General features: G+C 40.9%; 20 protein-coding genes, 7 pseudogenes and 1 other annotated feature. Of the genes and pseudogenes, 11 read left to right on the top strand and 16 right to left on the bottom strand.

Annotated features, from left to right (window positions below):
• Nucleotides 1-9 precede the first annotated feature (9 nt).
• Genes ACNS8M_RS07915 through ACNS8M_RS07895 form a run of 5 tightly spaced genes read left to right on the top strand, consistent with a single transcriptional unit; the run spans nt 10 to nt 5,234 of the window.
• Nucleotides 10-804, top strand: coding sequence for a DUF1365 domain-containing protein (locus tag ACNS8M_RS07915; protein WP_180024909.1), 795 nt, complete (start codon nt 10-12; stop codon nt 802-804).
• Nucleotides 801-1,997, top strand: a complete 1,197-nt coding sequence (locus ACNS8M_RS07910) for an SAM-dependent methyltransferase (RefSeq protein ID WP_160241402.1) — start codon at nt 801-803, stop codon at nt 1,995-1,997. The genes ACNS8M_RS07915 and ACNS8M_RS07910 overlap by 4 nt, the downstream gene beginning before the upstream one ends.
• Nucleotides 1,998-2,022: 25 nt before the next feature.
• The gene (locus ACNS8M_RS07905; protein WP_160241401.1) at nt 2,023-2,802 is read left to right on the top strand and encodes a DUF1295 domain-containing protein; all 780 of its coding nucleotides are present in this window, start codon (nt 2,023-2,025) and stop codon (nt 2,800-2,802) included.
• Between the two features lie 8 nt (nt 2,803-2,810).
• The gene (locus ACNS8M_RS07900) at nt 2,811-3,860 is read left to right on the top strand and encodes an SAM-dependent methyltransferase (protein WP_286409495.1); all 1,050 of its coding nucleotides are present in this window, start codon (nt 2,811-2,813) and stop codon (nt 3,858-3,860) included.
• A gap of 39 nt (nt 3,861-3,899) precedes the next feature.
• The gene (locus ACNS8M_RS07895) at nt 3,900-5,234 is read left to right on the top strand and encodes a sensor histidine kinase (protein WP_168398642.1); all 1,335 of its coding nucleotides are present in this window, start codon (nt 3,900-3,902) and stop codon (nt 5,232-5,234) included.
• 5 nt (nt 5,235-5,239) lie between these two features.
• Here ACNS8M_RS07895 and ACNS8M_RS07890 read toward each other — a convergent pair whose 3' ends face one another.
• The 8 genes and pseudogenes from ACNS8M_RS07890 to ACNS8M_RS07855 form a co-directional block, all read right to left on the bottom strand.
• Complete coding sequence (locus tag ACNS8M_RS07890; protein WP_160243324.1) at nt 5,240-5,926, bottom strand: response regulator transcription factor; 687 nt, start codon at nt 5,924-5,926, stop codon at nt 5,240-5,242.
• An 11-nt stretch (nt 5,927-5,937) separates the two neighbouring features.
• Nucleotides 5,938-6,438 carry a chalcone isomerase family protein gene (locus ACNS8M_RS07885; RefSeq protein ID WP_160243323.1) on the bottom strand — a complete coding sequence of 167 codons (501 nt, stop codon included), beginning with the start codon at nt 6,436-6,438 and terminating at the stop codon, nt 5,938-5,940.
• Nucleotides 6,414-6,986: a nuclear transport factor 2 family protein gene (locus tag ACNS8M_RS07880; protein ID WP_171503187.1), complete on the bottom strand. Its 573-nt coding sequence runs from the start codon at nt 6,984-6,986 to the stop codon at nt 6,414-6,416. The genes ACNS8M_RS07885 and ACNS8M_RS07880 overlap by 25 nt, the downstream gene beginning before the upstream one ends.
• Before the next feature lie 189 nt (nt 6,987-7,175).
• Nucleotides 7,176-8,471, bottom strand: a pseudogene (locus ACNS8M_RS07875) (RNA-guided endonuclease InsQ/TnpB family protein).
• Between the two features lie 359 nt (nt 8,472-8,830).
• Nucleotides 8,831-9,190: a roadblock/LC7 domain-containing protein gene (locus tag ACNS8M_RS07870; protein WP_419224696.1), complete on the bottom strand. Its 360-nt coding sequence runs from the start codon at nt 9,188-9,190 to the stop codon at nt 8,831-8,833.
• A gap of 47 nt (nt 9,191-9,237) precedes the next feature.
• Complete coding sequence (locus tag ACNS8M_RS07865; protein WP_160243320.1) at nt 9,238-10,197, bottom strand: hypothetical protein; 960 nt, start codon at nt 10,195-10,197, stop codon at nt 9,238-9,240.
• A 97-nt stretch (nt 10,198-10,294) separates the two neighbouring features.
• Nucleotides 10,295-10,708 (bottom strand): roadblock/LC7 domain-containing protein, encoded by a 414-nt coding sequence (locus ACNS8M_RS07860; RefSeq protein WP_160243319.1) that lies wholly within the window; start codon nt 10,706-10,708, stop codon nt 10,295-10,297.
• 14 nt (nt 10,709-10,722) lie between these two features.
• Nucleotides 10,723-11,265 carry a GTP-binding protein gene (locus tag ACNS8M_RS07855; RefSeq protein ID WP_419224695.1) on the bottom strand — a complete coding sequence of 181 codons (543 nt, stop codon included), beginning with the start codon at nt 11,263-11,265 and terminating at the stop codon, nt 10,723-10,725.
• Between the two features lie 216 nt (nt 11,266-11,481).
• Between ACNS8M_RS07855 and ACNS8M_RS07850 the strand changes: the two are divergent.
• Nucleotides 11,482-12,207 (top strand): annotated as a pseudogene (locus tag ACNS8M_RS07850) (IS30 family transposase); the annotation flags it as partial.
• Between the two features lie 57 nt (nt 12,208-12,264).
• Entirely contained in the window at nt 12,265-15,342 is a 3,078-nt protein-coding gene (locus ACNS8M_RS07845) for an EAL domain-containing protein (protein ID WP_419224694.1), read from the top strand.
• A gap of 71 nt (nt 15,343-15,413) precedes the next feature.
• Here the strand turns inward: ACNS8M_RS07845 and ACNS8M_RS07840 are convergent.
• A pseudogene (locus ACNS8M_RS07840) lies at nt 15,414-15,907 on the bottom strand (ISNCY family transposase); the annotation flags it as partial.
• 166 nt (nt 15,908-16,073) lie between these two features.
• Here ACNS8M_RS07840 and ACNS8M_RS07835 point away from each other — a divergent pair.
• Nucleotides 16,074-16,223: pseudogene (locus ACNS8M_RS07835) on the top strand (transposase); the annotation flags it as partial.
• Between the two features lie 38 nt (nt 16,224-16,261).
• On the opposite strand, the pseudogene ACNS8M_RS07830 reads toward ACNS8M_RS07835, so the two are convergent.
• The 4 genes and pseudogenes from ACNS8M_RS07830 to ACNS8M_RS07815 form a co-directional block, all read right to left on the bottom strand.
• Nucleotides 16,262-16,762, bottom strand: a pseudogene (locus ACNS8M_RS07830) (IS3-like element ISAba18 family transposase); the annotation flags it as partial.
• Nucleotides 16,763-16,799: 37 nt separating this feature from the next.
• Complete coding sequence (locus ACNS8M_RS07825) at nt 16,800-17,786, bottom strand: IS110 family transposase (protein WP_004278529.1); 987 nt, start codon at nt 17,784-17,786, stop codon at nt 16,800-16,802.
• A 239-nt stretch (nt 17,787-18,025) separates the two neighbouring features.
• Nucleotides 18,026-18,735: pseudogene (locus ACNS8M_RS07820) on the bottom strand (IS3 family transposase); the annotation flags it as partial.
• Nucleotides 18,344-18,460: a sequence feature (AL1L pseudoknot), on the bottom strand. It overlaps the preceding pseudogene by 117 nt.
• A gap of 200 nt (nt 18,736-18,935) precedes the next feature.
• Nucleotides 18,936-19,817, bottom strand: a complete 882-nt coding sequence (locus tag ACNS8M_RS07815) for a LysR family transcriptional regulator (protein ID WP_419224693.1) — start codon at nt 19,815-19,817, stop codon at nt 18,936-18,938.
• A 102-nt stretch (nt 19,818-19,919) separates the two neighbouring features.
• Between ACNS8M_RS07815 and trpB the strand changes: the two genes are divergently transcribed.
• Nucleotides 19,920-21,131, top strand: coding sequence for a tryptophan synthase subunit beta (trpB, locus tag ACNS8M_RS07810; protein ID WP_104851852.1), 1,212 nt, complete (start codon nt 19,920-19,922; stop codon nt 21,129-21,131).
• Nucleotides 21,128-21,916, top strand: coding sequence for a tryptophan synthase subunit alpha (gene trpA / locus ACNS8M_RS07805; RefSeq protein ID WP_325781116.1), 789 nt, complete (start codon nt 21,128-21,130; stop codon nt 21,914-21,916). The genes trpB and trpA overlap by 4 nt, the downstream gene beginning before the upstream one ends.
• Before the next feature lie 122 nt (nt 21,917-22,038).
• On the opposite strand, the gene ribA is transcribed toward trpA, so the two are convergent.
• Nucleotides 22,039-22,641, bottom strand: coding sequence for a GTP cyclohydrolase II (ribA, locus tag ACNS8M_RS07800; protein WP_325781115.1), 603 nt, complete (start codon nt 22,639-22,641; stop codon nt 22,039-22,041).
• Between the two features lie 720 nt (nt 22,642-23,361).
• Here ribA and ACNS8M_RS07795 point away from each other — a divergent pair.
• Nucleotides 23,362-24,325: pseudogene (locus ACNS8M_RS07795) on the top strand (IS256 family transposase).
• 278 nt (nt 24,326-24,603) lie between these two features.
• Here the strand turns inward: ACNS8M_RS07795 and ACNS8M_RS07790 are convergent.
• Entirely contained in the window at nt 24,604-24,885 is a 282-nt protein-coding gene (locus ACNS8M_RS07790; RefSeq protein WP_092819300.1) for a type II toxin-antitoxin system RelB/DinJ family antitoxin, read from the bottom strand.
• Nucleotides 24,886-25,573: 688 nt separating this feature from the next.
• A protein-coding gene (locus ACNS8M_RS07785) for an IS3 family transposase (protein WP_325781114.1) occupies nt 25,574-26,733 on the bottom strand; the annotation gives its coding sequence in 2 pieces (ribosomal slippage) (nt 25,574-26,499 and nt 26,499-26,733; 1,161 coding nt in all).
• Nucleotides 26,734-26,829: the final 96 nt, after the last annotated feature.

The raw sequence follows: 26,829 nt of genomic DNA, 5'->3' as shown, positions 1-26,829 counted from the left end.
GAGCACATGATGCAGATGTATCCACTGGCGATTGCCTCTGCCGAAATCCGGCACCGACGTTATTTGCCCAAAGCCCATGCTTTTGAGACCCAGCTAACCTATCTATGGTTTGATCCGGATCAGCTCGCGACCTTTACCGGTAAATCCTGGCTCTGGTCTTCCAGCCGCTGGAATTTTCTGACCCTGGATGAGCGCGATTTTCTGAGCATGGAATGTGGTTCAATCCGGCAGAAAGTTGCACGCCTGCTAATCAAGCGGGAAAACTATCTGTTACCGCATGCCGCTTCCATCCGGGTGCTGGCCTTGCCGCGCACACTGGGTTTCCGTTTCAATTCCGTAGTGTTTTATCTGGTCTTTGGTGCCACCGACCAGTTGCTCTTTGTGCTGAGTGAAATCACCAACACACCGTGGAATGAACGACAGGTCTACATTCACGACTGCCGGAACAATGCAGACGAACATGCGCCGTACCAGAGTCACCAGTTTGACTTTAAAAAGGCCTTTCATGTGTCGCCGTTCATGCCGATGGGGCTGGATTATCGCTGGCGCTTCAGCTTTTCGGATCGGCAGAACGTGATTCATATGCAGCTGTTTGAGCAGGGAATCTTGCAATTCGATGCCACCCTGAAATTTTCCTTGCAGGCCATCACGGTTCCTTCACAGCAGCATCGCTATGCTGTACTGAAAGTTCTTGAACCCTTCAGGATGGTCAGCGGAATTTATCTGCACGCCTTTCGTTTATGGAAAAAGAAAATTCCGTTTTACCGACATCCTAAAAAAGAAAAAGGAAACACATTGCGATGAAGACACTATTCATGGGAGAGCAAAGCACACTGCCGGTGGTACTGCGCCACCTGCTGAAATTACGCCATGGTCAGCTGATTTTTAAAGGCGTCTGGAACGGGGCTGTCGGGGAAAATAGCGATTTACAGGCGGTGATACAGGTGCATGATGTCCGTCTGATGGATCTGCTGTTCCGTAATGGTGTACTGGGTGCTGCCGAAGGTTTTATCCGTGGCTACTGGAGCAGTGAAGATCTGGTCGATGTGATCCGCATTTTGGCACGTAACCGCGATGTGCTGGACCAGATGAATCAGAATGCAGTGGCCAAAGCCAGCCAGTTACTGTTAAAGGTCTGGTATAAATCGCGCAAGAATTCGATTGATGGCAGCCGCAAAAATATTGCCGAGCATTATGACCTGAGCAATGACTTTTTCAAGCTGTTTCTGGATTACAGCATGATGTATTCCAGTGCGGTGTTTAAAGAGCCGGGCATGAGTCTGGAACAGGCTTCGGATTATAAAAAAGAGCTGATCTGCCAGAAACTGCAACTCAAACCGATGGATCATTTGGTCGAAATTGGCAGCGGCTGGGGTGGTTTTGCCATTTATGCCGCGCAGCAGTATGGCTGCAAGGTCACCACCATCACCATTTCCAGAGCACAGTATGATGAAGCGGTCGCGCGAATAGAGGCAGCAGGATTATCCCATCGCGTGACTGTGCAGCTAAAAGATTACCGCTTACTGGAAGGCAAATACGACAAGCTGGTGTCGATTGAAATGATCGAGGCCGTAGGTGAGCAGTATTTATCCACCTATTTCCAGAAATGCCGTGAGCTGCTGAAACCGAATGGTCTGGCCCTGATTCAGGCCATCACCATTGAAGATGCACGCTATGCCAAAGCCCTGAATACCGTGGACTATATCAAGCGCTATATTTTCCCGGGCAGTTTTATTCCCTGTATCAGTGTCATGACCCAGACCGCTTCCGAACAAAAACTGCGTCTCAAACATCTGGAAGATATAGGCCAGAGCTATGCCCAGACCTTGCACTGCTGGCGTCAGCGTTTCTTGCAGCAGCATGATCAGGTCCTGCAACTCGGCTTTGATGAGCGTTTTATCCGCATGTGGGATTTTTATCTGTGTTATTGCGAAGGTGGCTTCCGCGAAGGCGTGATCAGTGATGTACATCTGCTGTTCGAAGCCAGTGCCTACTAAGCCAAGATAAAACAGGAGGGCTGACATGCTGCTGAATTTACTGGTGCTGAATGTCTTCATTATGCTGTGTAGCTGGCTGCTGGTGACCTATAACCAGCGTGCCGGACTGGTCGATGTAGCGTGGAGTTTCAGTATTGCACTCAACGTCATTATCGCGGCCTGGGTCGTGGAAACGGCTCCGCTACCGGTGCGCATGTTTCTGGGCGTGGCGAGTGGCATCTGGTTTTTACGCCTGACCTGGCATCTGCTGCGCCGTTATGCCAATGAAACTGTAGAAGATACCCGTTACGCCAATATGCGCCGGGCTATGGGCGATTACCAGCATCTCGGTTTTCTGGCCTTTTTTATGTTTCAGGCCGGACTGGTGGTGCTGTTTTCCTATCCGATGCTGGAACTGCTAAGCATTCCGGTGCAGCAGTGGAATGACTGGACCTCAGTGATGCTGATTGTGGCAGGCATGATCATGTTGCTGGCGCTGATCGGTGAGAGTACCGCTGACCAGCAACTTTACCGGTTTAAGCTCAATCCACAAAATAGGGGTAAAACCATGGATCGGGGACTCTGGAAATACTCGCGCCATCCCAATTATTTCTTTGAATGGCTGCACTGGTTTGCCTATCCGGTCCTTGGTCTGGCAGCAGGTGCCTATGGATTATGGATTTATCCGCTGCTGATGTGGCTGTTTCTGTACTACATCACCGGGATTCCCTTTAGTGAACAACAGGCGCTGGCACATCGCGGCGACAACTATAAAGACTATCAACGACGAACTTCAATGTTTATTCCGTGGCCACCCAAACAGTAGGTAAATACATGGACTTTATGATTCAACAATCTTTAAAACTGGTCGAAAGCGGCAAGCTGCCCGATTCGGTCATTCGCGCCGGCATTCGCAGCCTAAGCAAAAAACGTCTGGCACAGGAAGGGCGCTTTGACCCGGCACTGGCAGCCCGGCGCTATATGGATGTGCTGCATATGCTGAAAAACAGCGAGATTGCCATCGAGACCGACAAGGCCAATGAACAGCACTATGAACTGCCCACCGCATTTTTCCAGGCAGTACTGGGCAAGCGTCTGAAATACAGTGCCAGCCTGTTTGAACATACTCATACCACGCTCGATCAGGCGGAAGAAGCGGCACTGGCCAGCTATTGCCAGCGTGCACAGTTAAAAGATGGACAGGATATTCTGGAAATTGGCTGTGGCTGGGGATCTTTGAGTCTGTATATGGCCGAGCATTATCCCAAGGCCCGTATCACGGTGGTGTCGAATTCCTCGACCCAGCGCCAGTATATTCAGGAACAGGCGCGTCTGAAAAAACTGCAGAACCTGACGGTGATCACCTGCGACGTCAATGTGCTGCAACTGGAACCCGCGTCCTTTGACCGCGTGGTTTCGGTGGAAATGTTTGAACACGTACGTAATTACCAGAAACTGTTTGAAAATATCAGCAGCTGGCTGAAAGCGGATGGTCTGCTCTGGTGCCATATTTTCTGTCACCGTTTCCTGCATTATCCGTTTGAAGTGAAAAATGAATTCGACTGGATGTCGAGATATTTCTTTAGTGGCGGACTGATGCCGGCAGCTTCGACCTTTCTGCATTTCCAGCAGCATTTGCAATTAGAGCAGCACTGGCAATGGGCCGGCACGCAGTATGAACGCACCGCAAATGCCTGGCTGGAGAACATGGACCGGAAACAGGTCGAGCTGCAGCCCCTGTTTGAACAGACCTATGGTGCAGATGCCGCCATCTGGTGGCAACGCTGGCGGATTTTCTTTATGGCCTGTGCCGAACTGTTTGGTTATGAGCATGGACGTGAATGGGTGATCGGCCACTTTCTGTTTAAGAAAAAAGCCATATAATTGAACAATGAATCGGATGGGCCAGCGGGGAATCTAGCAATGTTAAAGCTGTTTAGGGACAAACGCGATCATCCTTTGGGTGAGGTGTTTAACCGCTACTATTGGCTGCAAATCGGATTCATTGCCCTATCTGTGGTAATCGGGATTGCCTGTAGTGCCTGGGTAATCAAGGGTTCCTTGCTCAAAACTGCGCTGGAACAAGAAATGTCACACTACTGGCAGCGGCTGGAACGTAATCCAGCTGCTGAACTGCCCGACACCAAAAACCTATATGGTTACCGCTGGAACGATGTGCCGCCGGTCCAATTTCGGCATATGCAGCTTGAGCAAGGGGTGAACCGGCGTTTTGTCGATGGTAAGGAACGCATGACCGTTTATGGTGAAAAAGATGGACAGCATGTGTTGCTGGTATTTGGCGAAAGCAACGTCAACAAGCTGGTGTGGCTGTTTGGTCTGGCACCACTGATGGTCAGCCTATTTGTGCTGTATAGCGTGCTGTGGTGGTGGAATCGCCGTGCTCGGCGCTATTTTTCCCCGATTACCCGCCTAGCCAATGCGCTGGAGCATATTGACTGGGAACACCAGAAAAATCAGGCTTCCCCGTTTCAGGACATCCGTACCGACTCCAATCTGGAAGCGGAATATCTCAAGCAGGCATTAGAAAAATACCATCACGTCTTAAGCGAGTTTATTCAGCGTGAACGCGAGTTTACCGGTGATGTCAGCCATGAGCTGCGTACGCCACTGACCATTTTAAAGGGCAATGTGCAGCTGTGCCAGGCACGCTATGGTGACAACAAGTCCTTTACCCGCCTGCACAATACCATTGAAGATATGCAGCTGCTGGTCGATACTTTGCTGGCGATTGCCCGCAATACCACCAATACTTTAACTGCCGAACCAAGCATGCTGTCCCAGTTACTGGACAATCTGGTGCAAGATCTGGACAGCGTTAGCCATAACAAAGGCATGCAGATTGATCTACAAAAAGACCTCGATGAACAGCCACGTAAGCTTTATCCATCGATGACCAAAATGGTGTTTGGCAATATTCTGCGCAATGCGCTGAATTATTCGCAAGGCACAGAAATTGACGTCATTCTGCAAAAAAATAAAGTACTGATTGCCGATGATGGGGTCGGCATTCCTTGGCCGAATAACGCCAAAGTTCAAGAGCTTTCCGGACAGCAGCTGCAACTGGAAATCAAAGGACATGGCATTGGCCTGCAACTGGTACAGAAGCTGTGCAAGCAGCTGGGCTGGCGGGTGGAGTTGTTTGACCGGCAGTATTATCTCAGCACCCATCAGGATGTTGATCTTGCGATGACGACCGGACTGATTGTAGTAGTGTATTTAAACGAAGTTTCCGTTTGAAAATATTAAGACTCTAAAGCAATTTTTAAACCGACACCAGATATGGTATGAATCAGCTTCTGCTCAAAAGGCTTATCAACCATCTTACGTAGATTATAGATATGACTGCGTAACGCATCACTTTCTGGTTCTTCATCGCCCCAAAGCTCCATCATAATTTCCTGCTTGGTCAGCACTTTAGGGGAATGGCGCATCAAGAGTTTTAACAATTTAAATTGAATCGGAGGCAGCTCAATGGTTTGACCAGAACGGGTTAGCTGCTGTCTGGCCGGATCCAGAACCAGATCGTGAATTTGCAGACGGCTACTAGAGACTTCACCCAGCGAACGCTTGATCAGGGCTTTGACCCGTACCACTAGCTCGTTAAAATCGAAAGGCTTGACCAGGTAATCATCTGTACCGGAATTGAAGCCTTTGAGTTTGTCATCCAGGGTATCACGAGCAGTGAGCATCAATACTGGTAGGTCCAGACCTTCTTCATTGCGTAACCATTCACACAGTTCATAGCCAGAACCATCAGGCAAATTAATGTCCAAGAGTAGAACATGATAACGCTGTTGTTTTAATAACTGGCGTGCAGCATGCAGATTTCGGGCATGATCGACCACAAAATCGTGTTCTTCAAGAAACTCGCACAAGGTAGAGGCCAGTTCATAATGGTCTTCCACCATCAGGATAAAATGTTTGGACATAGCTGCGGATACTAATTTAATAATTGCTGTTTTAATTTAGCACTAAATGGCTGCGGACCAAGCCAGATATTAAAATATTGCTGGGCTAGAGGATGCTGCAGCTGCCCCAAGTCTTTCCGATTGAGGGATAAACTTAGGGTTTGTGTGTAATGGTTGTATTTTAAACGGTACAGATCACCTGATCTCACTGGACGATATAACTCGGTGATCGGATTAAAAATAGCCTGGATGTTGGGGTCCTTAACGTTACGCTTGAGCAGATGCGTAGCAGCTCGTTTGAATGCCCATTCCGGAATATTTTGAGTATAGGAAAAATCCATCTGGATATTCTGTTCTTTCCAGGACTGACTACAGTTTTGTGCAAAATATCTGGCCACTCCAACCTGTTTTTTCCCCACCATCAGTGGGCCATTACTACATTTATTTAAGGTTTGTGCCTGCGCCCATGAGCTGATACTAACTCCCATCACGAACACCGTACTGATCACTACTTTTTGAAAGGCAGAACCCATGAATAGGCACCTCCAACATAAGGTAGGGAACGATACAGGCCGTTGGCGGGATCCCAGAAATCTTGCTGGAAAATAATCTTATTGTTTTCATTGACCTTAATTTCACTGATTCCGAAAGAATCCATGCTTCGAGTCGTTCCGAACATCTTAAAGTCATAGGCCATATGCCAATGTACGTAGGCAGAATCTTGATGATAATAGGTATTTAACAGCTTAACGCTAACATTACTGACTCGCTTGTTCATCCCCTGAAAATGTTCAAGCAGATTTTGCCGGGATGAAAATTGTGAAAGGGTATCGTTAATAAAAAGCTGATCGGCATATAATACTCCAGCTCTTTCAGTAAATTCTGGTGTACCCAAAGTATTAAATGCTGAAGTAAAGCGCGTTCCAATAGCTAGTGCTTTATCCTCATCCAAAGCTACGCCCTGAGTACCAGTTCTGGCTTTTGCATAATCAGAGGAATAACTAGGGATACTTTTACATCCGGATAACAATAGCAGTGGTAGAGACAAGGCCGCTGCCATTATTTTCTTAACATTTTTCATCATCACTGTCCGTCTTAAATTTATGCATTTAATCTAGATAAAATGTCGTGAATAGAATGTGAAGATGACAACACCCTATGGGTAAAACAGACAGATTCCCATTCTTTTTTAAGAAAGATGGACTTAAAATTGACATACTCCCGCCACTTTCGTTTTACCTCAAGTGGGGGATTCTAAAAGCAAAAGCTCTTAGGTGACTTCCTCACGGATTTCACTTGCTTTCTGCTTCACAGGGCGACCTTTACCGCATCCTCCCTCGACAGACAAAACGGCATGTCCTGCCGCCAAAATATTGCAAGAAGCGTTAATATCCGCATTCTCGCTAAAGCCACATTCAACACACTCAAATTTAGCTTGAGTTTGTCGATTCTCTTTCGCTACATGACCGCATGAGCTACACGTTTGACTTGTATATCTAGGGTCAATTTTGACGAGCAAACCACCTCACCATAGCTGTTTGTACTCCAACATATCGACAAGCATCGACAAACCTTGATCAAGAATTGATTTGTTTAAGCCCGATTTGGCTTTAACATTCTTTCCTTTTTTCTCGATTGAGCCTTTCGCTGATTTCGACATATTGGCTACCTTTAAGTCCTCAACTACGATCATTGCGTGGTTTTTGCTGAGAGTTGTAGTGACTTTGTGCAAGTAGTCATGCCGAATATTGGCAATATGATGGTGTAATTTATTGATCTTTAGATTCAGTTTTTTCCAGTTTTGACTAAATTTGGTTTTCTTTCTCAACTTGCGTTGAAGCCTAGCTAACTTGACCTGATTGGCTTTAAAGCTATTGATCGGGTCGAATACCTGACCACTAGAGGTTGTGATTAACTTTTTAACGCCCAAGTCGATGCCAATGGCTGATTTTGATAGGTGGATAGGTTGTTCGACCTCACGATTAGTACAAAATGAAATGTACCAAAGCCCACAAATTTTCTTAATCGTGACACTTGTGATTTTGCCAACAATTTCCTGTGATTTTTTAAACTTAATCCAACCTGTTTTTTTAGGCAAAGAAACGCGATCACCGACAACATCACAATCCTGAAACGGAAGTCTAAACGATTGCTCACCATCAGATTTTTTCTTAAAGCGTGGCATGAGTGGTCGAAGCTGAACCTCGCTACCATCAGCTAATTTAAAGAATCTTGGTTTTTTAGGTTTGAATGGTTTTTGCTTCAACTTCGCTTGTTCTTTGGCGTTATAGAACTTCTTCCATGCTGTAGCAAGATCACGGATTTTTTGCTGTAAGCAAGCTGAATAGGTATCACCAAGAAAAGAGAACTCTGGTATTTTCTTGAGTGGTACTAAGTTTTTCTCAATGGTTTCATAGCGAATAAATTCATCTTTAGCGAACACTTCAAATGATTTAGCGAGAATTTGATTCCACACAAAACGAGCAGAACCGATTGCTTGATTAAGCAATATTTCCTGTTCTTGATTAGGCAAAAGCCTAAACTTGCAATGTTGTGAAATATTCATTAAACCATTGTTTAGGAAAGAGTTATTAATAAATAACTGTATCAGAAATTGGTGATATATCCAAGAAAATGTTAGCTTTATTATGGCTTACGCCACTCGCTTATATCCACCACCTCACTGTCGGTGGGGGGTCTTACGCTCGATTAAAGATAATCAGCTATATTGCATCAAAAATGTTAGAACCCATTCAAAATGTCTATATTTTCAATTCTCACCAGTAAAAATGTCTAGTTTATGGCAACTTTCAAACCTTTCTGCAACAAAGCCAGTTACGAGTTGAAAAAGTCTAATGATTCTACGAATACATCTAACTTTTTCAACTAACTATAAATGTGTCGCACTTGAGATTAAATTCGCGATTAAGAAAAGTCTAATTCCTTCTCAAATGCTTTCAGTTCAAAGCGAGCCATAGCTAAATTTGATTTTGAACGATCTAAAACTAGATACAAAAACAAATTCCCATTGCTTTCAAGTGGGCGAATCAGGTGATATTGCTTACCTAAAGTAATTAAAAGATCTTCAATATCATCATTTAATTGCAAAGCATTGGCTATTTTACGTTTTGCACGGATAACTTCTGTATTACCTGCTGCTGCAAGTTCCAAGTCTATGCTAGTACCATGTGTTGTTGCTAAAGCTAAACCACTTTCACTATCTACTAATGCGGCTGCAATAAAACCATCTATCACAGTTAAACTATCTAAAACGATACGTGCCATTTTACTGTCTACCTTAAATGAAGGGTTTCCCCATAAGAAATACTGATTTAAAGACCTAATTTTTTACGCAGTTTCGTAAAGAAACTACGTACTTTTACCATCTGACCTTGGTCAGTTGATACATGACTTCTCATAAATTGAGCTTCATGAGAGTCAATCCATGAACCCATTTTGAGCATGTGAGTAAGCGCAACAAAGCGGATAATTTGATGTTTTGGAATATCTAATTGATCGATTACTGTCTGAATTTGAGCACCTTGGGCAAAACAGGAGGCAATTTTTAACAAATTACGACGCTCATTGCCTGACTCAAATTTTGGCCAAATCTGCAATTTGAAATATTGATTCATCTGAATATCTGGAAGCGCTAGATCAGTAGAATGATAGGCTATCTGCCACAACCAGCTGCGTAAATCCTGAGCCGGCCTATCTTTGATCGTGTTTTGTACAAATTGGTTAGTAGCATAGGTGTGATTTAAACTTTTATCAAAACACGATACTGGGTTATTAGGGTTAAGCCAAACGCGCTCGGTCACAGTATCTACTAATGCCAAAAATCCTCGATAATGAAATAGTTGAATAAAACCATTTCTGGCTAATAAACATTGATCCAAGACCGTCGAAATCGTAACAGAGTGGCCTATAGCTTCTACCGGTAGATGAAAAGGATAATCTGGTTCATAGTCAAAGAATTTTTCTTGTAACCACTCACGTAAATCATCTAACTGTGTCACAGGATAAGCTAAGGTGTCATCGACAATCTTCCCCTGTTGTTCTGGAACTTTAATCAGACGTAAGTAATTTACATGAATCTGCGCAAGAATTTTTTGAATGCTAGATGAAGCAAAAAAGGCATCATTCACCATCAGGAGATCTATATTAGTGTCAGCAATATTTACCCAACGTATATTCACTTCATAGGGAACCGAGCGCAATATTTGGGTTTTAAGCTGATTAAGAGTATTTAAGCTCAGACCGAAGACAGCAATATTTAATTTTTTCTTCATTCTCTAACCGAATTAAGTCAACTGTTATTATGAATATTAAAATTCATTTAAATACAGTACATTCCAAAAGAATTAATCAGAAAATTTAAAAAATCATCTATATATTGATCTTAGCTAAAGATTCAGATGCTTTTTTAACTTCATAGCGCATTTGACCAAGCAGCACATCAGATGTCCCTACTGCTACAATTAGCATGGGATAATCTGCATGTTCCACCCCCATTAACACAACATGACCATTTTCAGCATCCAGTGAAAGAGTTTTACAGCCTGTTAAGTTAATTTCAGCAATAAAAGCCGATACCATGGCTAAAATCGAGCTGCTGACCGCCGCAATTTTCCCAGTATGCTCTAACTGCTTTTTACTAGCCAAAGCCAATTGAAAACCGTCGGAAGAACACAACATTACAAAATCAACACCACTGACACTATTTAACAGTTCATGCATTTTTACACGACCAGTTTCAATCAATGATTGAGGAATTTGGCGTGAAGGCAGATTGAGATTCATTTTGATTTCATCCTTTAAAGCATTGGCATACTGTAAGTTTCAATAGCAGCAATTAATACTTCAACTATAAGAAGAACATCATCTTTGTGTCTGGCATCAATCGCAAATACAGGATAACTGTAGTCATTTAGGCTCATCCAATCCCGATAAATTTTAAGCATATGGTCATTTGGTTGATCAAGATGGGTAATACCAATCACAAGATTTTTACTATAGCTTTGGAAGGCATTGATATAATTTTGCAAATCTTGCAAACGCTCTGCACGTGAATGATCAATTAAAATAGCAATGCCCATTGCACCTTTACAGACAATCTTCCACATAAAATCAAAACGATCCTGACCGGGGGTGCCATAAAGTCCAATTTTAGTCTCATCTTCCAGCACGATTTCACCGTAGTCGATTCCGACTGTAGTGGAATATTTACTGTGTCTCTCGATATCTGTATTGATTGCTTCGGTTTCTATGACCGGAATGTCGGAAAGTGCCTTGATCGCGGCTGATTTTCCAGCCCCCATACTCCCACCAAAAACAATCTTATATTGCTGAAAAATCATATAGATACCTTTTTCTTCAAGCTTTGATAGGTGTCGTATAAAATCTATCGCGTAGTTTTAAGCTTAAAGCTGCCAAGTGTAATTTAGTACTTATGTCAATATTTTTAATTATGGTTGGATCATTACATGATTACAGTAACCATAACCATTTAAAATATTTTCAAATACCAGGCGGTAAGCGTAGGAGTATAAGTGTGAATAAATTGTGAATTATGAATTGATTATTTGATTAACTTGGACTGGTTACCAGAACAAATTTCAGGTGCTTTAACACAGTGCGGTTGGCTGGATGTACCTTCACATGAGTGGATTTACCAGTACATTAATCAAGATAAATCAAAAGGCGGTAAACTCCATCTACACTTAAGGCATCAGAAGAAATATCGAAAACGAGGTTACAAAAACACGGATCGTAGGGGGCAAATCATTGATAAAACAAGTATTCATTGCCGAGACCAGGTCATTGATTAACGACAACGTTTAGGAGATTTCGAAGGTGACACGGTAATTGGTAAACATCATAAAGGTGCGTTATTAACTCTCGTTGATCGAAAGAGCCTGTGCGTACATATTGTTCATTCAGGAAAGACGAGAACTTCATCTAAAATGATTACTTGTGCATTAGACCGTTTACGGATGAGCCATGCTTATAGTGTGACATTTGATAATGGCAAGGAATTTGCCGAACACAAAAGAATTACTGATGCTGGCATAGAGACGTATTTTGCTGATCCTTACAAGTCTATTCAGTGAGCTAGAAATGAAAATACGAATGGTTTAATCCGTCAATATCTGCCAAAATCATCATCGTTTGATGACGTGTCAAACGAACAAATAGAGCAGATAGAATTTGCACTCAACCATTGTTCTAGAAAAACACTAGGTTGGCTTACACCGAGTGAAGTTATGGGTGGTTTTTATACTGTTGTACTTGCCGCTTGAATCCGCCTTATATTTTAAGTGATTTGTAATCTAATTTGTTGCTTAAAAGATTGAATCTTGGGGGGCGTTGCATTGGCAGCGCAAAGAGAACTTATATCTTACAGAGCGAATATGTTGTCAAAAAACAAATCAATTTTTATCTTTCTTTTTTTAGCATTCGTAATCGTGAATATTTTCATGATTAGTTTATTTGCTTATACCTTATATACTTCACATGAGCGCGAAGAAGCTGAAGTTAGAATTCATATAGAAAATTTAACTTTACTTCTCGAAAAAAGAATTAGCAGTAGCTCAAAAGAAATTGATTTATCTTTACATACGTTACAAGCTTATGTAGAAAAAGAATTACGTGAAAAAAAACAAATAAATGATAGAGATATTTCTAGCTTTATTCAAAAACAAAAAGACTGGATCGGTTCTGTTACACGAATTCATATCACCGATATCAAAGGTCAAGTCCAATTTGGCGATAGTGATATTAGTAATGAGACTTGGAATTACGCCAACTATCGTTTTTTTAAAGATGTTCAACAGAATGATACAGATCAACTGTTTGTTACGAAACTAATAAGAGATCCTAATGGTCAAGGCTGGGTTCATCTATTTGCACGACGTTACAACCAGCCGGATGGAACTTTTGCAGGTATGATCGTCTCTACATTACCTGCTAGTTACTTTAATCATCTGATTGCAGATCTGGATGTAGGCCCTAAAGGGGTGCTGTTGGTGCAAGACCTGAATATGCGAATTATCGCCCGCAATCCCGTGCTCCAAACTCCGAAAGGCCTAGTGGGTTTTGTAAGTGCACCACCAGAACTGTCACAACTGGTTCATTCCAGAGCACAGTTTGGTAGTATTTATAGTCAACAAACAATAGATAAAGTCCCACGTATGGGACACTTCCGTAGATTAAGCACTATGCCTGTTTTTGTTGTTGTTGCTTATGCAAAAGAAGACTATCTGGCTCAATGGTATCATGAACTAATTAAAGCTATTTTGTTTGGGTTGCTCTTTCTTGTAGTTACTGCGATTACAACATACTTAGTTTGGTATCAAATCCGGGCCAATATATTAAGTAATCGTCGTAGTCAGATGCTGTTGCAGAATGCTAAAGATGGTATTCATATACTAGATAGACAAGGCCGGCTCATTGAAGGGAGTGATTCGTTTTTTCGTATGATAGGCAGCACTCCACGACTAGTTGTAGGACAAACGCTGAGTTATTGGGATAACGGCTATAATGAAACAGATCTTCAAGATTTGATCAATACAGGTGTTTTAAATCCAGAAGGTATTCGCTTCGAAACTTATTATCAGAATGCTCAAGGTGAGTGTTATCCAGTAGAAGTCAGTTCAGTTCTAGTGCATCTTGATAATGAAGAGGTTTTCTTCTGCTCGGCACGTGATATTACTGAACGTAAAAAAGCTGAAGAAAATCAGCGTATCGCTGCAACTGCATTTGAATCCCAGGTTGGAATGATGATTACAGATTCTCAGCGAGTTATTTTACGGACCAATCGTGCATTAACAGAAATTAGCGGTTATAGCCAGCAAGAGTTGATCGGTAATACACCAAAAATCTTTCAATCGGGCAGGCACGACAAAAAATTCTATGCCACCATGTGGGAGCTTATTCGTACCACAGGATCTTGGCAAGGTGAAATATGGAATAAGCGTAAAAATGGAGAATTGTATCCACAGCACATCTTGATTGCGGCTGTACGTGATAGGAATGGCGAAACGACGCATTATGTGTCTTCTATTACCGATATTTCTGCCTACAAAGCTTCAGAAGAAAAAGTACGCTTGCTTGCATTCTATGATTCTCTGACCCAATTACCTAACCGTAGCCTGTTTCTCGAGCATCTTGAACAGAGCCTACAAGAAGCGGAAAATAAAAAATGGTGGGGAGCACTTCTGTGCATTGATCTGGATCACTTTAAAGTATTGAATGATACAGAAGGTCATGAGACTGGCGATCGCTTATTAAAGCAAGTCGCAACGCGCCTGTCAGAATACATAGAAGCAAATCAAATGGTTGCTCGATTTACGAGTGATGAGTTTGTGGTACTGCTTGATCAGCTTGGAAACTCCGAGATGGAGGCTATCCAACGAGCAGAAAAAACTGCAAAAGATATTTTGCAAAGACTCGCTCAACCATACTTTTTCACTAACTCTGAGTACCGTAGTTCAGCAAGTATCGGGATTAGCCTGTTTGGTCAAGATGCAGAGGAAAACCTACAGGATCCAATTAAACGTGCCCAAATGGCAGTGTTTGAAGCAAAGAATTATGGCCGAAATACCTATCGCTTCTTTGATCCACGGATTCAATCTCAGGTTGAGGAACGTGCCGAGATTGATGCCGGCTTGCGTCAAGCGTTGGAAAAAAATCAGCTTATGTTGTATTACCAGCCACAAGTAAATGGTGCAGAGCGGATGATAGGAGTAGAAGCCTTGTTACGTTGGCGTCATCCAGTTAAAGGAATGATTTCTCCTGCCCGTTTTATCCCTATAGCAGAAGAAAATGGCTTTATGATTTCACTGGGTCAGTGGGTACTAGAAAGTGCCTGCCAGCAATTAGGAGAATGGGCTAAACACCCGAAAACAGCTCATCTCAGCATCGCCGTGAATGTCAGTGCAAGTCAGTTTAGGCGTGAGGAGTTTGTTCAAGACGTACTCGAAATTCTGGAGCGTACCCAAGCTCCGGCACACTTGCTCAAACTTGAACTTACCGAAAGCGCCCTAGTCATGCGTATAGAAGATATTATTGAAAAAATGACCATTCTTAAACGTTATGGAGTGATATTTTCTCTAGATGACTTTGGGACTGGTTATTCTTCTCTGGCTTATTTACAACGTATTCCAATTGATCAGTTGAAAATTGATCAAGGTTTTGTTCGTGATATCGTGGTGAGTAGTAATGATGCCGAAATTGTGAAAATGATTATTGTTTTGGCTAAAACTTTGGGAATTTCTTTAATTGCTGAGGGAGTTGAAACTGAAGCCCAACGAGATATATTAGAAAAACAAGGCTGTTACCATTATCAAGGCTATTTGTTTGGCAAACCGATGCCTATTGATGAGCTTGAGCAATACTATCTTTCAAGAGTACATACAAAACCAAGAAAGACCTGAGTAAGTCCCAAAGTCGTGCTATCTATCCCCACCTAAATCAAAGATTACAGATGGGGAATTTCGCACAGTTAGTTAAATTGCTGTATAAAGCAGGGCAGCCAGGCATTCCGCTTGCTCAATCGAACAGATGCCTTCCAGGCGCATCTCTTTGATCACGATCCTGAAGGGTTCTATTCGCCCGTTCTACACAGCCTTTGGCTTGTGGTGAGTTGGCGAAGATAATATCGATATTCAGGGTGCTGAGTACGCGCCCAAATTGCGTAATCTTGGTGTCTTTCTTGCTGCTTTGATTCACCCTGAAGACTGAATGTTTGTCGCTGTAAAACGCTAAAGGCTTACCATGCTGTTCGACATACAAACGTGTTGAAATCATATAGTCAAAGGCTGATTCCGACTCACAGAAGCGTAAATGCTGCAATTTTCCTGTGGCATCATCGATAAACACCAGTAGACAGCATTTAGGGGCTCATCCATCAAACCAGTCATGGTATGAGCTATCGATTTGAATCAGTTCACCAAAGCAATCCCGGTTGTAACGAGGCTGATACGGGCGTTTCAAGTGCTTGGTGCAAAATCAACAGCTACTTGGATACCAATTCTTATTAAGAATGGACACTTACTACTCACTTGCCTTGTGCCATTTTAGTAAGCATCCGGCTAACACAGCCTTACCAAGCGATCCTATAAGCCTTAATTTAGTTCCCACCTAAAAACAAGTGGGGACTTAATCCATGAACATGGATATATATTCAGCAACACCTCCTGTTGCTAAAAAACGCCGAAAATACAGCAAAGAATTCAAACTCAGTATTGTCAATGCCTGCAAAAATCCTAATACCTCGATCGCTTCGGTAGCACTGCAACATAGTATTAATGCCAACTGAACCGTACCGGGTTTGTCGGAGACTTTTTATTTAAGTTAGGCCACCTGACCTAACGGGTTAATCTTATCATAGTACATTGCTTCAAAATCAAAAGGTGATACATAACCCAGTGCACTGTGTACACGCTTTTTATTGAACCAATCTACCCAGTTTAGTGTCGCAAGCTGTACATCCGCTAAACCTTGCCAATCTGCTTTTAAATATTCAATCACCTCTGTTTTGTATAAGCCATTCACTGTTTCAGCCAAAGCATTATCGTATGAATCACCAGTCGTACCGACTGATGCTCTTAAATTTGCTGCTTCTAAACGATTGGTATAACGAATGGAAAGATATTGCACACCTCTGTCTGAATGATGAATCACATTCTTTGGCATGCCTCGATCGTGCAATGCTTGCTCAAGTGCATCGAGCACCATATCTGTATTCATCCGTGTAGATACTTTCCATCCAACAATTGCTCGCGAGAACACATCAATAATAAAGGCGGTGTAGACCCAGCCATAATTGGTTTGAATATACGTAAAGTCAGCGACCTGAGATACCGTCTTGGTAGTCAATCAGGTTTTGAGATTATTCTACCAATAAATAATCTCTTTGATAGGCAGTCTGATGTTTTAAAACGCCATAACACAGATGTATAAGCTTGCGCATTGCAGCACCTAAAGCACACATTTTATTTTTACCCTGGCTTAATAATCGTTGATATAAAGCTTCAATGTGTGGATTATATTTAATCGCTGTTAATGCTGACATATACAATACTGAGCGTATTTTACTGTCACCTGCTTTTGATAAGTGACTTTGCTTGTTGACTGAACTGCCAGACAACTGATGTACTGGAACCAAACCTACATATGCAGCAGCTTGACTTGCTTTTTCAAACTTGTGCGAATGAAATAACCCCAACAGTAATAAGCCTGATCGTTCACCGATTGAAGGAATAGTTTGCAGTAATTTCAAATCCTGTTTCAATGTTGGATCTTGATCTATGTGATTATTTATTAACTTATCAATATGTTCAAGTTGCTGATTTAAATACTCAATATTCTCTTCAAGTAATTTAATCACAACAACGGAGGTATGAGTAGACTGCGCCTTTTCAAGTCGATTCTTTTCCTGCAATAGACTACCTAGATAGACATCTCGTCTGCCTAGTAAAGCTTTTAATAATCTGACATTTTCAGGTTCAGGCTGCCATATGATTAACTTTGCGGTGTAACCATAACGTGAAAGAGCTTCACTATCAGCTTTATCCGTTTTATTTAGCATGGACATGCCTTTGGCAAAGGCTCTTACTCGTGAAGGATTAGCCACACAAACCTTTACACCTGCATCATATAGATAATATCCCAAATTCTCATGATAAACCGAAGTCGCTTCCATGATTGCTGTCACTTGATCAGGTTCAATTTTAAGAGTGATGAGCCATTTGAGCAGACTGCCAAAGCCACTTTCTGTATTAGTAAATATTTTATTTTTTCTTTTTCCAGTCAAACCTTGAGGGAAAATGCAACAATCTATTTTGGTTTTACTGACATCAATACCTAGCATAATCATGGTGATATTCCTTGAGTTTAAGCTATGATTTTTATCCCATTAACCATCATCTTACCTTGTGAATACAGCATCAAAGTGCTTAGTTACCGTTCAGAGTTGTATGAGGGATAAGGGCAAATTGTAGGTTTTATCTCAGGTTCAAATTTAAGATTTTAGCAGCATTCCAAACTCTACAATTTGCGTATAGTGGTAGCTAATCACTATATCAATCAAGATACAAGAAGCATTGCTTCGCAAGGGTCAGGTCGATCAGCACTAAAATTCCGTTTCACTAAATCATGTGCTCTTTTTTGATCATCTCGGCTACGGGTGGTTTGTTTATTCTTACCACGCCAAACACCTTGTATACCTAGCTTCTGCATCAATCGAGCAACTGTACAACGTGCGATAACATAACCTTCACGTTTCAATTGTTGCCAGACCTTACGCACACCATATCGACCTGAACTTTCTTTCCAAATTCGTTGAATTTGTTCAGCATGATGCTCATCATGTCGAACTCGTTTCGCTCGAGGTTCTGGATTGTCAGCGAGATCTAAAGTTCGGTAATAGGTTGAAGCTGCGATCGGTAAAATCCTACAAATCGCATCAACACCATATAAGTCTTTATTGTTATGGATGAAATCCACCATTATTTGTGTGGGCGGTCGAGCTCCGCCTGGGCGAAAAAAGCGGCTGCTTTACGTAGAATTTCATTCGCACGTTGCAGTTCTTTATTTTCACGTTCCAGTTGTTTGATACGTTCTTGATCTGAAAATTGTTGTACTTTGATTGGATTTTGTTGATCCAAGTATTTTTGATACCAAACACGTAGTGTTTCAGGAGTACAGCCAATTTTAGGAGCAATTGCGGAAACTGCAGCCCAATTCGATGGATAATCTTTCTCGGATTCAATCAATAATTGAACCGCTCTTTCTCTGATTTCAGGGGTATATTTTAATTTTGTCATCGGGATAGTCTCTCAGAATATTGACTCTCCGACAAACCCGGTACGGTTCAGCTGTAGCAATTAGTGTTTTTACAAGTCTCATCATCAGTGTCCGTATGAAGTGTATGTTTATACCTTAGGCAGCACAGCGTGAACAGAATGTGAAATAGACGTTATAGATGAGCAATTGAATAGAACTTTTCAAATCAAAGATTAAATGTTTAACTTTTTTCCTCGGCCATTAACCAATCAATGATATTCATAACATCACGATTTTCGTTATTTTTTCTGACCATTGCATAAAAATTATAGTCACAATAGATAAAACCAAAAGGGGCAATGATCCTTCCATTTAACATTTCTTTTTCTACTAGAATTTGAGGTGCTATGGCAATTCCTAACCCAGACACGGCAGCTTCTATCATTAAATTCAGACTATCAAAATAACGTTCATTCGCTTTTGGGGAAAAGCGTATTTGAAACTGATCGAACCATGTATGCCATGCACTTTTATTTGAGTGGGTATGAAGTAATGGATAGTTTAAAAGATCATTTACGGAATGAAGAAGATTTATTTCACGATTACAAATAGGACCCATGTTATCGGGAAATAACAGATATTTATTCAAAAAGTTGGGAAGTAGATGATGCTCACTGACGCTATTGATCAATATGTCAACCTTCTCTTTTTCTAACAATTTTAAGTCATTACATGTCATTAATTTGATATGGATATTGGGATAAATGACTTCGAGCTTTTCTAATCGAGGAATCAGCCAATTTGCCATAAAACTATGAGAAGCGCCTATGACAACTTCTACTTCTGAAGTTTTATTTGTTAACTCAAAGACGCATTGTTCTAAACGATTAAAAAGCTCCATACAAACGAGCGATAATTCTTCGGCATCCGCCGTCAGAGAGATGGTCGAGGAATGTCGAATAAACAATTTTTTATCCAACCATTCTTCTAACTGCTTTATTTGATGGCTAATCGCACTATGGGTGACACATAATTCTTCGGCAGCTAAGCTGAAACTTTTATTTCTGGCGACAGCTTCGAAAGCTTTTAAAGCATTAAGAGGAGGTAATGTTCTGCGTTTCATGTTGTAAAATTTTCTAACACCATAAGCTCAAAATATATCAATTATCATCAAAATGAAAATATTTTAAGATCGAACAAGTTTTGATAGTAAAAGAGATATGAGATGACAACCCCTTATACAGGTAATGGTCCTGATGACTTAGGATTTTTTGGTAAATTTGGCGGATGTTACATGCCAGAGAGCTTAATGCCAGCACTTCAAGAATTAGAGCAAGCCTTTAATAATGTTCGGCACAAACCTGAATTTTGGGCTGAATATCAGCAGATTTTAACGGACTTTGTTGGTCGTCCTAGTCCTCTTTTTTATGCAAAAAACCTAACAGCTTATGCAGGCGGCGCTCGAATATATTTCAAGCGAGAAGATTTGAACCATACGGGTGCGCATAAGATCAATAATTGTGTAGGCCAAATCTTATTAGCCAAATTTATGGGGAAAACCAGAATCATTGCAGAAACTGGTGCTGGGCAACATGGTGTTGCAACAGCAACGGTTTGCGCGCTGTTTAAGATGAAATGTACCATTTTTATGGGAGAAACAGATATTCAGCGCCAACAAATGAATGTTGAGCGCATGAAATTACTCGGTGCTGAAGTCAGAAGTGTTCAAAAGGGTCGTGGGACTTTAAAAGATGCCATGAACGAAGCATTACGTGACTGGATTCGTCATGTGGATACAACCTATTACCTGTTGGGTACTGGCGCAGGCCCTCACCCATATCCGACGATGGTCAGAGAATTTCAGAAAATTATTGGTCTAGAAGCCAGAAACCAAATACTCCTGAAAGAAAATAGGCTGCCTGATGCTCTAGTTGCTTGCGTGGGTGGGGGATCAAATGCACTAGGGTTGATGCATCCTTTTCTAGAAGACCTGAATGTCAAAATGTTTGGCGTTGAGGCAGGTGGAAAAGGAATAAATAGCGATGAACATGCCGCCTCTATTTGCAAAGGTCAGGTCGGTGTGCTACATGGCAATTTAACCTATTTATTACAAGACTTCGATGGGCAGATTTTAGAAGGGCACTCTGTATCAGCTGGATTGGATTATCCTGGTGTTGGTCCAGAGCATGGCATTCTGTTTGAAACAGGACGTGTGACATATACGGCTATAACCGATCAAGAGGCTGTAAATGCATTTCAGCTTTTAAGTCAACAGGAGGGTATTATTCCTGCGCTTGAGAGTTCTCATGCGATTGCATATGCGATTCAACTTGCTCAAGAAATGCAGCCAGAACAGATCATTATTGTCAATTTAAGTGGCAGAGGAGACAAAGACTTAAACACGGTCAAAAAATATCTTGCAGGAGCTACAGCATGAACCGTCTAGATCAAAAATTAGAGCAATTGAAACTGGAAAATCGAAGCGGTCTGGTCTGTTATTTTACTGCTGGAGATCCTAATTTTACAGCAAGTTGTCGTCTGTTAAGCCAATTGGGTCAAGCAGGGGCTGACATTATTGAAGTGGGTATTCCATTTTCTGATCCAGTGGCAGATGGAGAGATCATTCAGGCAGCGCATCTTCGGGCTTTAGATGCAGGTCAAACGGTAAAACAGACCATTGAGTTGGTAAAAGTAATCAGGCTGCATGATGACCAGACACCAATAATTTTCATGACTTATTTAAATCCGATGATGCAATATGGTTTTGAGACACTTATCGCCGAAACAGAAAATCTTATAGATGGAATATTGATTTTAGATGCTCCATATGGATATCGAGAAAACTTTGAAGTGCAATTAAATGAAAAAAATATGCATTTAATTGCAATGACCGCGCCGACGACCCCAGTTGAAAGGTTAGAGCAAATTTCAGCGCGCGCGACAGGGTTTTTATATCATGTTGCAGAAAATGGATTAACAGGAGGAGACTTCAATCTATCTAATCTTGAGAAAAAGATGACTGAAATTAAGCCGATTTTTAATATTCCTGTTGCAATTGGTTTTGGAATCAAAAATGAAAACCATGTTAAAGCACTAGCCAATAAAGTAGATCTTATTATCATTGGTTCAGCGCTTGTCGATACTTTTTTTAATAAGGGAATGAATGCGACTTTAGAAAAAGTGACGGTTTTTGCACAGATACTGAGACAAAATAAAGAATAGTCAGGCACCTTTCATAAATCTTCTTTAAAACCATAATTGAATATAAAACAATATTTATCTTGGCCTTCTCCCGTGAGGGAGATGGAACTTTATACGTCGATTTTTTCTAAAATGATCGCTTTTTAAAAATCACTATTATCATATAGATGTGACATGCGTTTTTGCTTTGTTTCAAGATAAGCTTTGTTAAAGATATTTAAACCAACTTTTAAAGGAATACGTTCAACAACATTAATTCCTAAATCAGTTAAAGATTTAATTTTAAGGGGATTATTTGTAATGAGTTTTACATTCTTTATTTTTAAATAATCTAACATAATGGTACATATATCATATTTACGAGCATCTGCTGGTAAATTTAATAATAAATTGGCGTCAAGAGTATCATGTCCTTGGTCTTGAAGGGCGTAAGCTCGGATTTTATTGGTTAGTCCTATGCCGCGACCTTCTTGGCGCAAGTATAAGATCACACCTTGACCTGCATCATTAATCATTTTCATGGTTGAATGTAATTGGGGGCCACAATCACATTTGAGTGATCCAAAAGCGTCACCTGTTAAGCATTCTGAATGAATTCTAACGAGTACAGGTTGATTAGAAATAGCACCCATGCCTTTGGAAAGAGCGATATGTTCTTCACCAGTACTTTTGTCTTGAAACGCTATAATTTCAAAATCACCAAATGCAGTCGGTAGTTTTGCTTTTGAAACAAACTCTATAGCCATTGGAGAATACACCTATATAAATTTATATTTGGTACAATTTACTTAATCTAACTTGAAAGCATTGGTTAATTTTTTTCAGTCATAAATTTCAGCATTTTACTTCCAAGTAAAGAGTATGTATTTAATAGTGAATTTTTTGTGAAATCTTAAGTTGACAAAAACAACTAACCAGGTGGAAAAGTTTTTTAGTTAGCCAATGTTCACACATGCCTCGCATTGTTTCTATCCTACTCAGCCTAGAACAGCAAGAACAACTCATTTTTTTGACTAAGCATGCAAAACATTCGCGTGAAAGGCAACGTACCTAAATGATTCTTTTGCTTTTTGAAAGTAAAAGTGTTGTAGAAGTTGCTGTTTTACAAGAATGTATTTGATAAAAGATAAGGCTACTACGTCGACGTTGGGAGCTATATGAATTTGAATCGATCTAAGATGGGCATCGCTTAAGTCGGTGCAATACATTAACCTCGGACGATCAGGCGAAAATTCTAGGTTGGGTCAATACAACTACACTCGGCGCAGAACAAATCTGAGTCTAATTATATGAAGGATATAATGTGTCCGTGTCGATAATGTCAGTCAGTTAAGCAAACATTAGCAAAATGTAGTAAAAATGAGTGTATGCCAATACGCTCATTTTTTATGACTTTATCTGAAAATTTAGATTGCACTCTCCAAAAAGCCTCCCCCTCACTCGAGCCTGTAAATTAAATTGTGTAATTGCCTGAATTTGCTAAAGGAATCAAAACAGAAGACGATCTCAATCAATTCACCCGATTGTTGACTAAACTCACTGTTGAAACGGCTCTCAATGTCGAACTTACCGAACATCTCGGACATGAAAAGAATGCTCGTAAGAACGGTTCAAATGCTCGTAACGGTTATTCCAGTAAGACCGTGCTGAGCGATGATGGTGAGATTGAGATCACCACACCACGAGATCGTGATGGCACATTTGAGCCACAGCTAATTAAAAAGAATCAGACTCGTATCACGCAAATGGATAGCCAGATTCTATCCCTTTATGCCAAAGGCATGACCACCCGTGAAATCGTTGCTACCTTCAAGGAAATGTACGATGCCGATGTATCTCCAACGCTCATTTCCAAGGCGAACAGCACTGCTGTGAGGATGCCGTCGTTGCAGGATATTCTGATCGCCTGTGTGGATGGACTAAAAGGCTTTCCTGATGCCATTAACAGCGTATACCCGCAAACCCATATCCAGCTGTGCATTATCCATATGCTGCGTAACAGCTTGAAATACGTATCATGGAAAGATTACAAGGCCGTCACTCAGGATTTAAAAACCGTTTATCAGTCATCTACTGAAGAGGCAGCCTTGATGGCCTTGGATCAATTCGCCCAAACATGGGATGACAAGTACCCACAGATCAGCAAAAGCTGGCGTACACACTGGGAGAATCTAAATACCTTCTTTGCTTATCCAGCCGAGATACGCAAAGCCATCTATACCACCAATGCGATCGAATCATTAAACAGCGTAATACGTCAGGCGATCAAAAAGCGTAAAGTCTTTCCAACGGATGATTCTGTACGTAAAGTGATTTACCTGGCAATTGATGCAGCATCTAAAAAGTGGAATATGCGCGATTCGCGACTGGCGTTTAGCCATGAGCCGCTTTATTATTGAATTCGGTGACCGCTTAAGCAATCACCTTTAAATTTATGAAAAGCAATTACACAAAATTATTTACAGGCTCATTAAAATGACTAAGACAAGAACTATTATTGTGATTGAAGTTATTGTGCAAATTCTTATTTAAATGATCATTAAATTTTGTGCTAACTTGGACAGACATTATTCGGCTAGTTGGACAAACAGTTATTGTTCTTTAAGATGATTAATTAATCGCTCATAGTCATTTTTAGAAAGTTTACCAATGTAAGTTAATTTTGTTTTATCAATTGGCAGCTGATATGTCTGTACGGTATCAATCCATTAGTACCCACCATCATCGTTTAAAAATGCTTGAGCAGATTTTGTATTTGATACTTTTACACTTGGGATATTATGGCTAAGTGCTATGAGCTGTGCTGTATTAAAATCATCATCACTTATTTGATTGCTTACAGGGATTCGACCTGTTTTGGCAATTTCAGCCATGACCATACTAAAAACAGATGCAGGGGTTAGCCCAACTTTTTTAATAATGTACTCTGCTGATTCCGAAATAGCCTCATCCACAGAATATTGAACTCTCTTTTTTATTAGCGTAGACATTTAACACCTCTCAATCTTATTAATGCCATTTTATGCCATAAAATGGCACAGGGAAAGTGAGTAGTAAGTGTCCATTCTTAATAAGAATTGGTATCCAAGTAGCTGTTGATTTTGCATTATTGAATTAGAAAGTGAATTTTACATTAAAATTGAGTAAAAAACCGTCAATTGTAGACTAAAATCTACACTGAACTTGAGCCTGACATTTTCTGTTTTATTCGTATATACGAATACAAAAGACTTATGAATAGTGCAATTTTCCGAATAATTACATAGATACTGGTACCAGAAAGTTTAAATCTTTGTTCATTTATTTGTGAGATTTAGTGTCTATTTGAATAAGAATATGCAGGATATAGCTCTATCAGCGTATTACATTTTTTTTGACACGATTTCCTAAGCTACGTAGGATTTTATGCTAAAAAAAATGTAAGGTTTAAAGCGTAGAACTGCAGGCTTTGGAAAGTTGGGCTCTCAGCGTATTACATTTTTTTTGACACGATTTCCTAAGCTACCCCTCAAATTCATGCTAAAAAAAATGTAATAGTGGCTAAGCAGAAAGCCTGATTTAAGAGGATTCGATGCATTGGGATATTACATTTTTTTTGACACGATTTCCTAAGCTATCCCTCAAATTCATGCTAAAAAAAATGTAAGAGTTACTAAGCAGAAAGCCTGATTTGTGATCCTAGACAGTATCGTGGACAACAAATCCCTCTAAACTCTTAAAATATTTCTGTTCAAAGGCTTCTGGGCTTAACCAGCCGTTTGCGGAATGCCTTCTGACCCGATTGTAATAAATCTCAATATAGTCAAACAAGACTGTATTCGCTTCTTTTCGAGTGGCAAACACACTGCCATGGACCACATGACCTTTCAATGTATGAAAGAAGCTTTCGGCCACTGCATTATCCCAACAGTTTCCCCTGCGTGACATACTTTGAACGCAGTTATTCGTCAATAATAGCGCCCTAAAATCACGACTACAGTACTGTGAGCCTTGGTCCGAATGCACCATGACACCCATTGGATACCCCTGACGAGCCATTGCACAATGAAACGCATCACACACCAATTGACGGTCTATTCGATGGCTGGTTTGCCAACCGACAATACGACGGCTGAATAGATCCAGCATCACACACAAATACAGCCAACCTTGCTTAGTACGGATATAGGTAATATCCGTTGTCCAGATCTTATTGGGTTCATTGACCGTAAATTGACGATCCAACAAGTTAGGCGCTGTAGGCAAACGATGGTTTGAATCAGTCGTATACTTGTATTTACGTGCAATCCTGCTACGTAAACCAAGCTTTTTAAGCATTCTTCCAACGGTTCGTTCGCTCATGCTGTAACCTAAATCATGCATGCCATGTACCAATGAAGGTGCACCCAATCGTGCATGATGCTGCCAATATACGGCTTTTAAATCATTATATTTCTGCGCTGGATTGGCCTGGCGTTTTCGCCAGGCATAATAGCCTGAAGTGCTGACACCCAGGCATTGACAGGCAGAAGATACAGTGACTTCATTCACATCCAGATCTTGAATTACCGTGTACTTTTCTTGGCATGATCTGTCAGAAAGTACACATGCGCTTTTTTTAAGATGTCATTGGTTTCCCTGAGCTGTTTGACTTCTTTCTCTAATTCTAAGATCCGCTGTTGTTCTGGTGAAAGTTGACGTTTGCTTGAACCTACTGGATTGGCTTCACGAATCCATTTGTCTAAAGTTGAATAACCCACACCTAATTTCTGGGCGATTGCAGCTATAGGTTCGTGGGAGTTTGAAAGTGCATAATCAATCGCTTGCTGTTTAAATTCAGGACTAAAACGTTTAGCCATTTCTTGAATCTCCAAAGATTAAAGTTACGTTATCTTTAGAGGGACGTGCTGTCCATTATTTTGGCTAGGATCATGTCTCAAGCATTAGTCCCTAAA

It is taken from the genome of Acinetobacter sp. A2, assembly GCF_048537555.1.
GTDB lineage: Bacteria > Pseudomonadota > Gammaproteobacteria > Pseudomonadales > Moraxellaceae > Acinetobacter.
The sequence above is the reverse complement of the archived record's forward strand: the minus strand, read 5'-3'. Positions and strand labels throughout refer to the sequence as shown.

Coding starts and splice junctions, on each gene's coding strand:
- ACNS8M_RS07815 (WP_419224693.1), bottom strand. CDS start 19,817: ATGAAACGCAGAACATTACCTCCTCTTAATGCTTTAAAAGCTTTCGAA.
- ACNS8M_RS07790 (WP_092819300.1), bottom strand. CDS start 24,885: ATGTCTACGCTAATAAAAAAGAGAGTTCAATATTCTGTGGATGAGGCT.
- ACNS8M_RS07910 (WP_160241402.1), top strand. CDS start 801: ATGAAGACACTATTCATGGGAGAGCAAAGCACACTGCCGGTGGTACTG.
- ACNS8M_RS07915 (WP_180024909.1), top strand. CDS start 10: ATGCAGATGTATCCACTGGCGATTGCCTCTGCCGAAATCCGGCACCGA.
- ACNS8M_RS07895 (WP_168398642.1), top strand. CDS start 3,900: ATGTTAAAGCTGTTTAGGGACAAACGCGATCATCCTTTGGGTGAGGTG.
- trpA (WP_325781116.1), top strand. CDS start 21,128: ATGAACCGTCTAGATCAAAAATTAGAGCAATTGAAACTGGAAAATCGA.
- ACNS8M_RS07825 (WP_004278529.1), bottom strand. CDS start 17,786: ATGATTATGCTAGGTATTGATGTCAGTAAAACCAAAATAGATTGTTGC.
- ACNS8M_RS07890 (WP_160243324.1), bottom strand. CDS start 5,926: ATGTCCAAACATTTTATCCTGATGGTGGAAGACCATTATGAACTGGCC.
- ribA (WP_325781115.1), bottom strand. CDS start 22,641: ATGGCTATAGAGTTTGTTTCAAAAGCAAAACTACCGACTGCATTTGGT.
- ACNS8M_RS07870 (WP_419224696.1), bottom strand. CDS start 9,190: ATGGCACGTATCGTTTTAGATAGTTTAACTGTGATAGATGGTTTTATT.
- ACNS8M_RS07855 (WP_419224695.1), bottom strand. CDS start 11,265: ATGATTTTTCAGCAATATAAGATTGTTTTTGGTGGGAGTATGGGGGCT.
- ACNS8M_RS07860 (WP_160243319.1), bottom strand. CDS start 10,708: ATGAATCTCAATCTGCCTTCACGCCAAATTCCTCAATCATTGATTGAA.
- ACNS8M_RS07900 (WP_286409495.1), top strand. CDS start 2,811: ATGGACTTTATGATTCAACAATCTTTAAAACTGGTCGAAAGCGGCAAG.
- ACNS8M_RS07880 (WP_171503187.1), bottom strand. CDS start 6,986: ATGAAAAATGTTAAGAAAATAATGGCAGCGGCCTTGTCTCTACCACTG.
- ACNS8M_RS07905 (WP_160241401.1), top strand. CDS start 2,023: ATGCTGCTGAATTTACTGGTGCTGAATGTCTTCATTATGCTGTGTAGC.
- trpB (WP_104851852.1), top strand. CDS start 19,920: ATGACAACCCCTTATACAGGTAATGGTCCTGATGACTTAGGATTTTTT.
- ACNS8M_RS07865 (WP_160243320.1), bottom strand. CDS start 10,197: ATGAAGAAAAAATTAAATATTGCTGTCTTCGGTCTGAGCTTAAATACT.
- ACNS8M_RS07885 (WP_160243323.1), bottom strand. CDS start 6,438: ATGGGTTCTGCCTTTCAAAAAGTAGTGATCAGTACGGTGTTCGTGATG.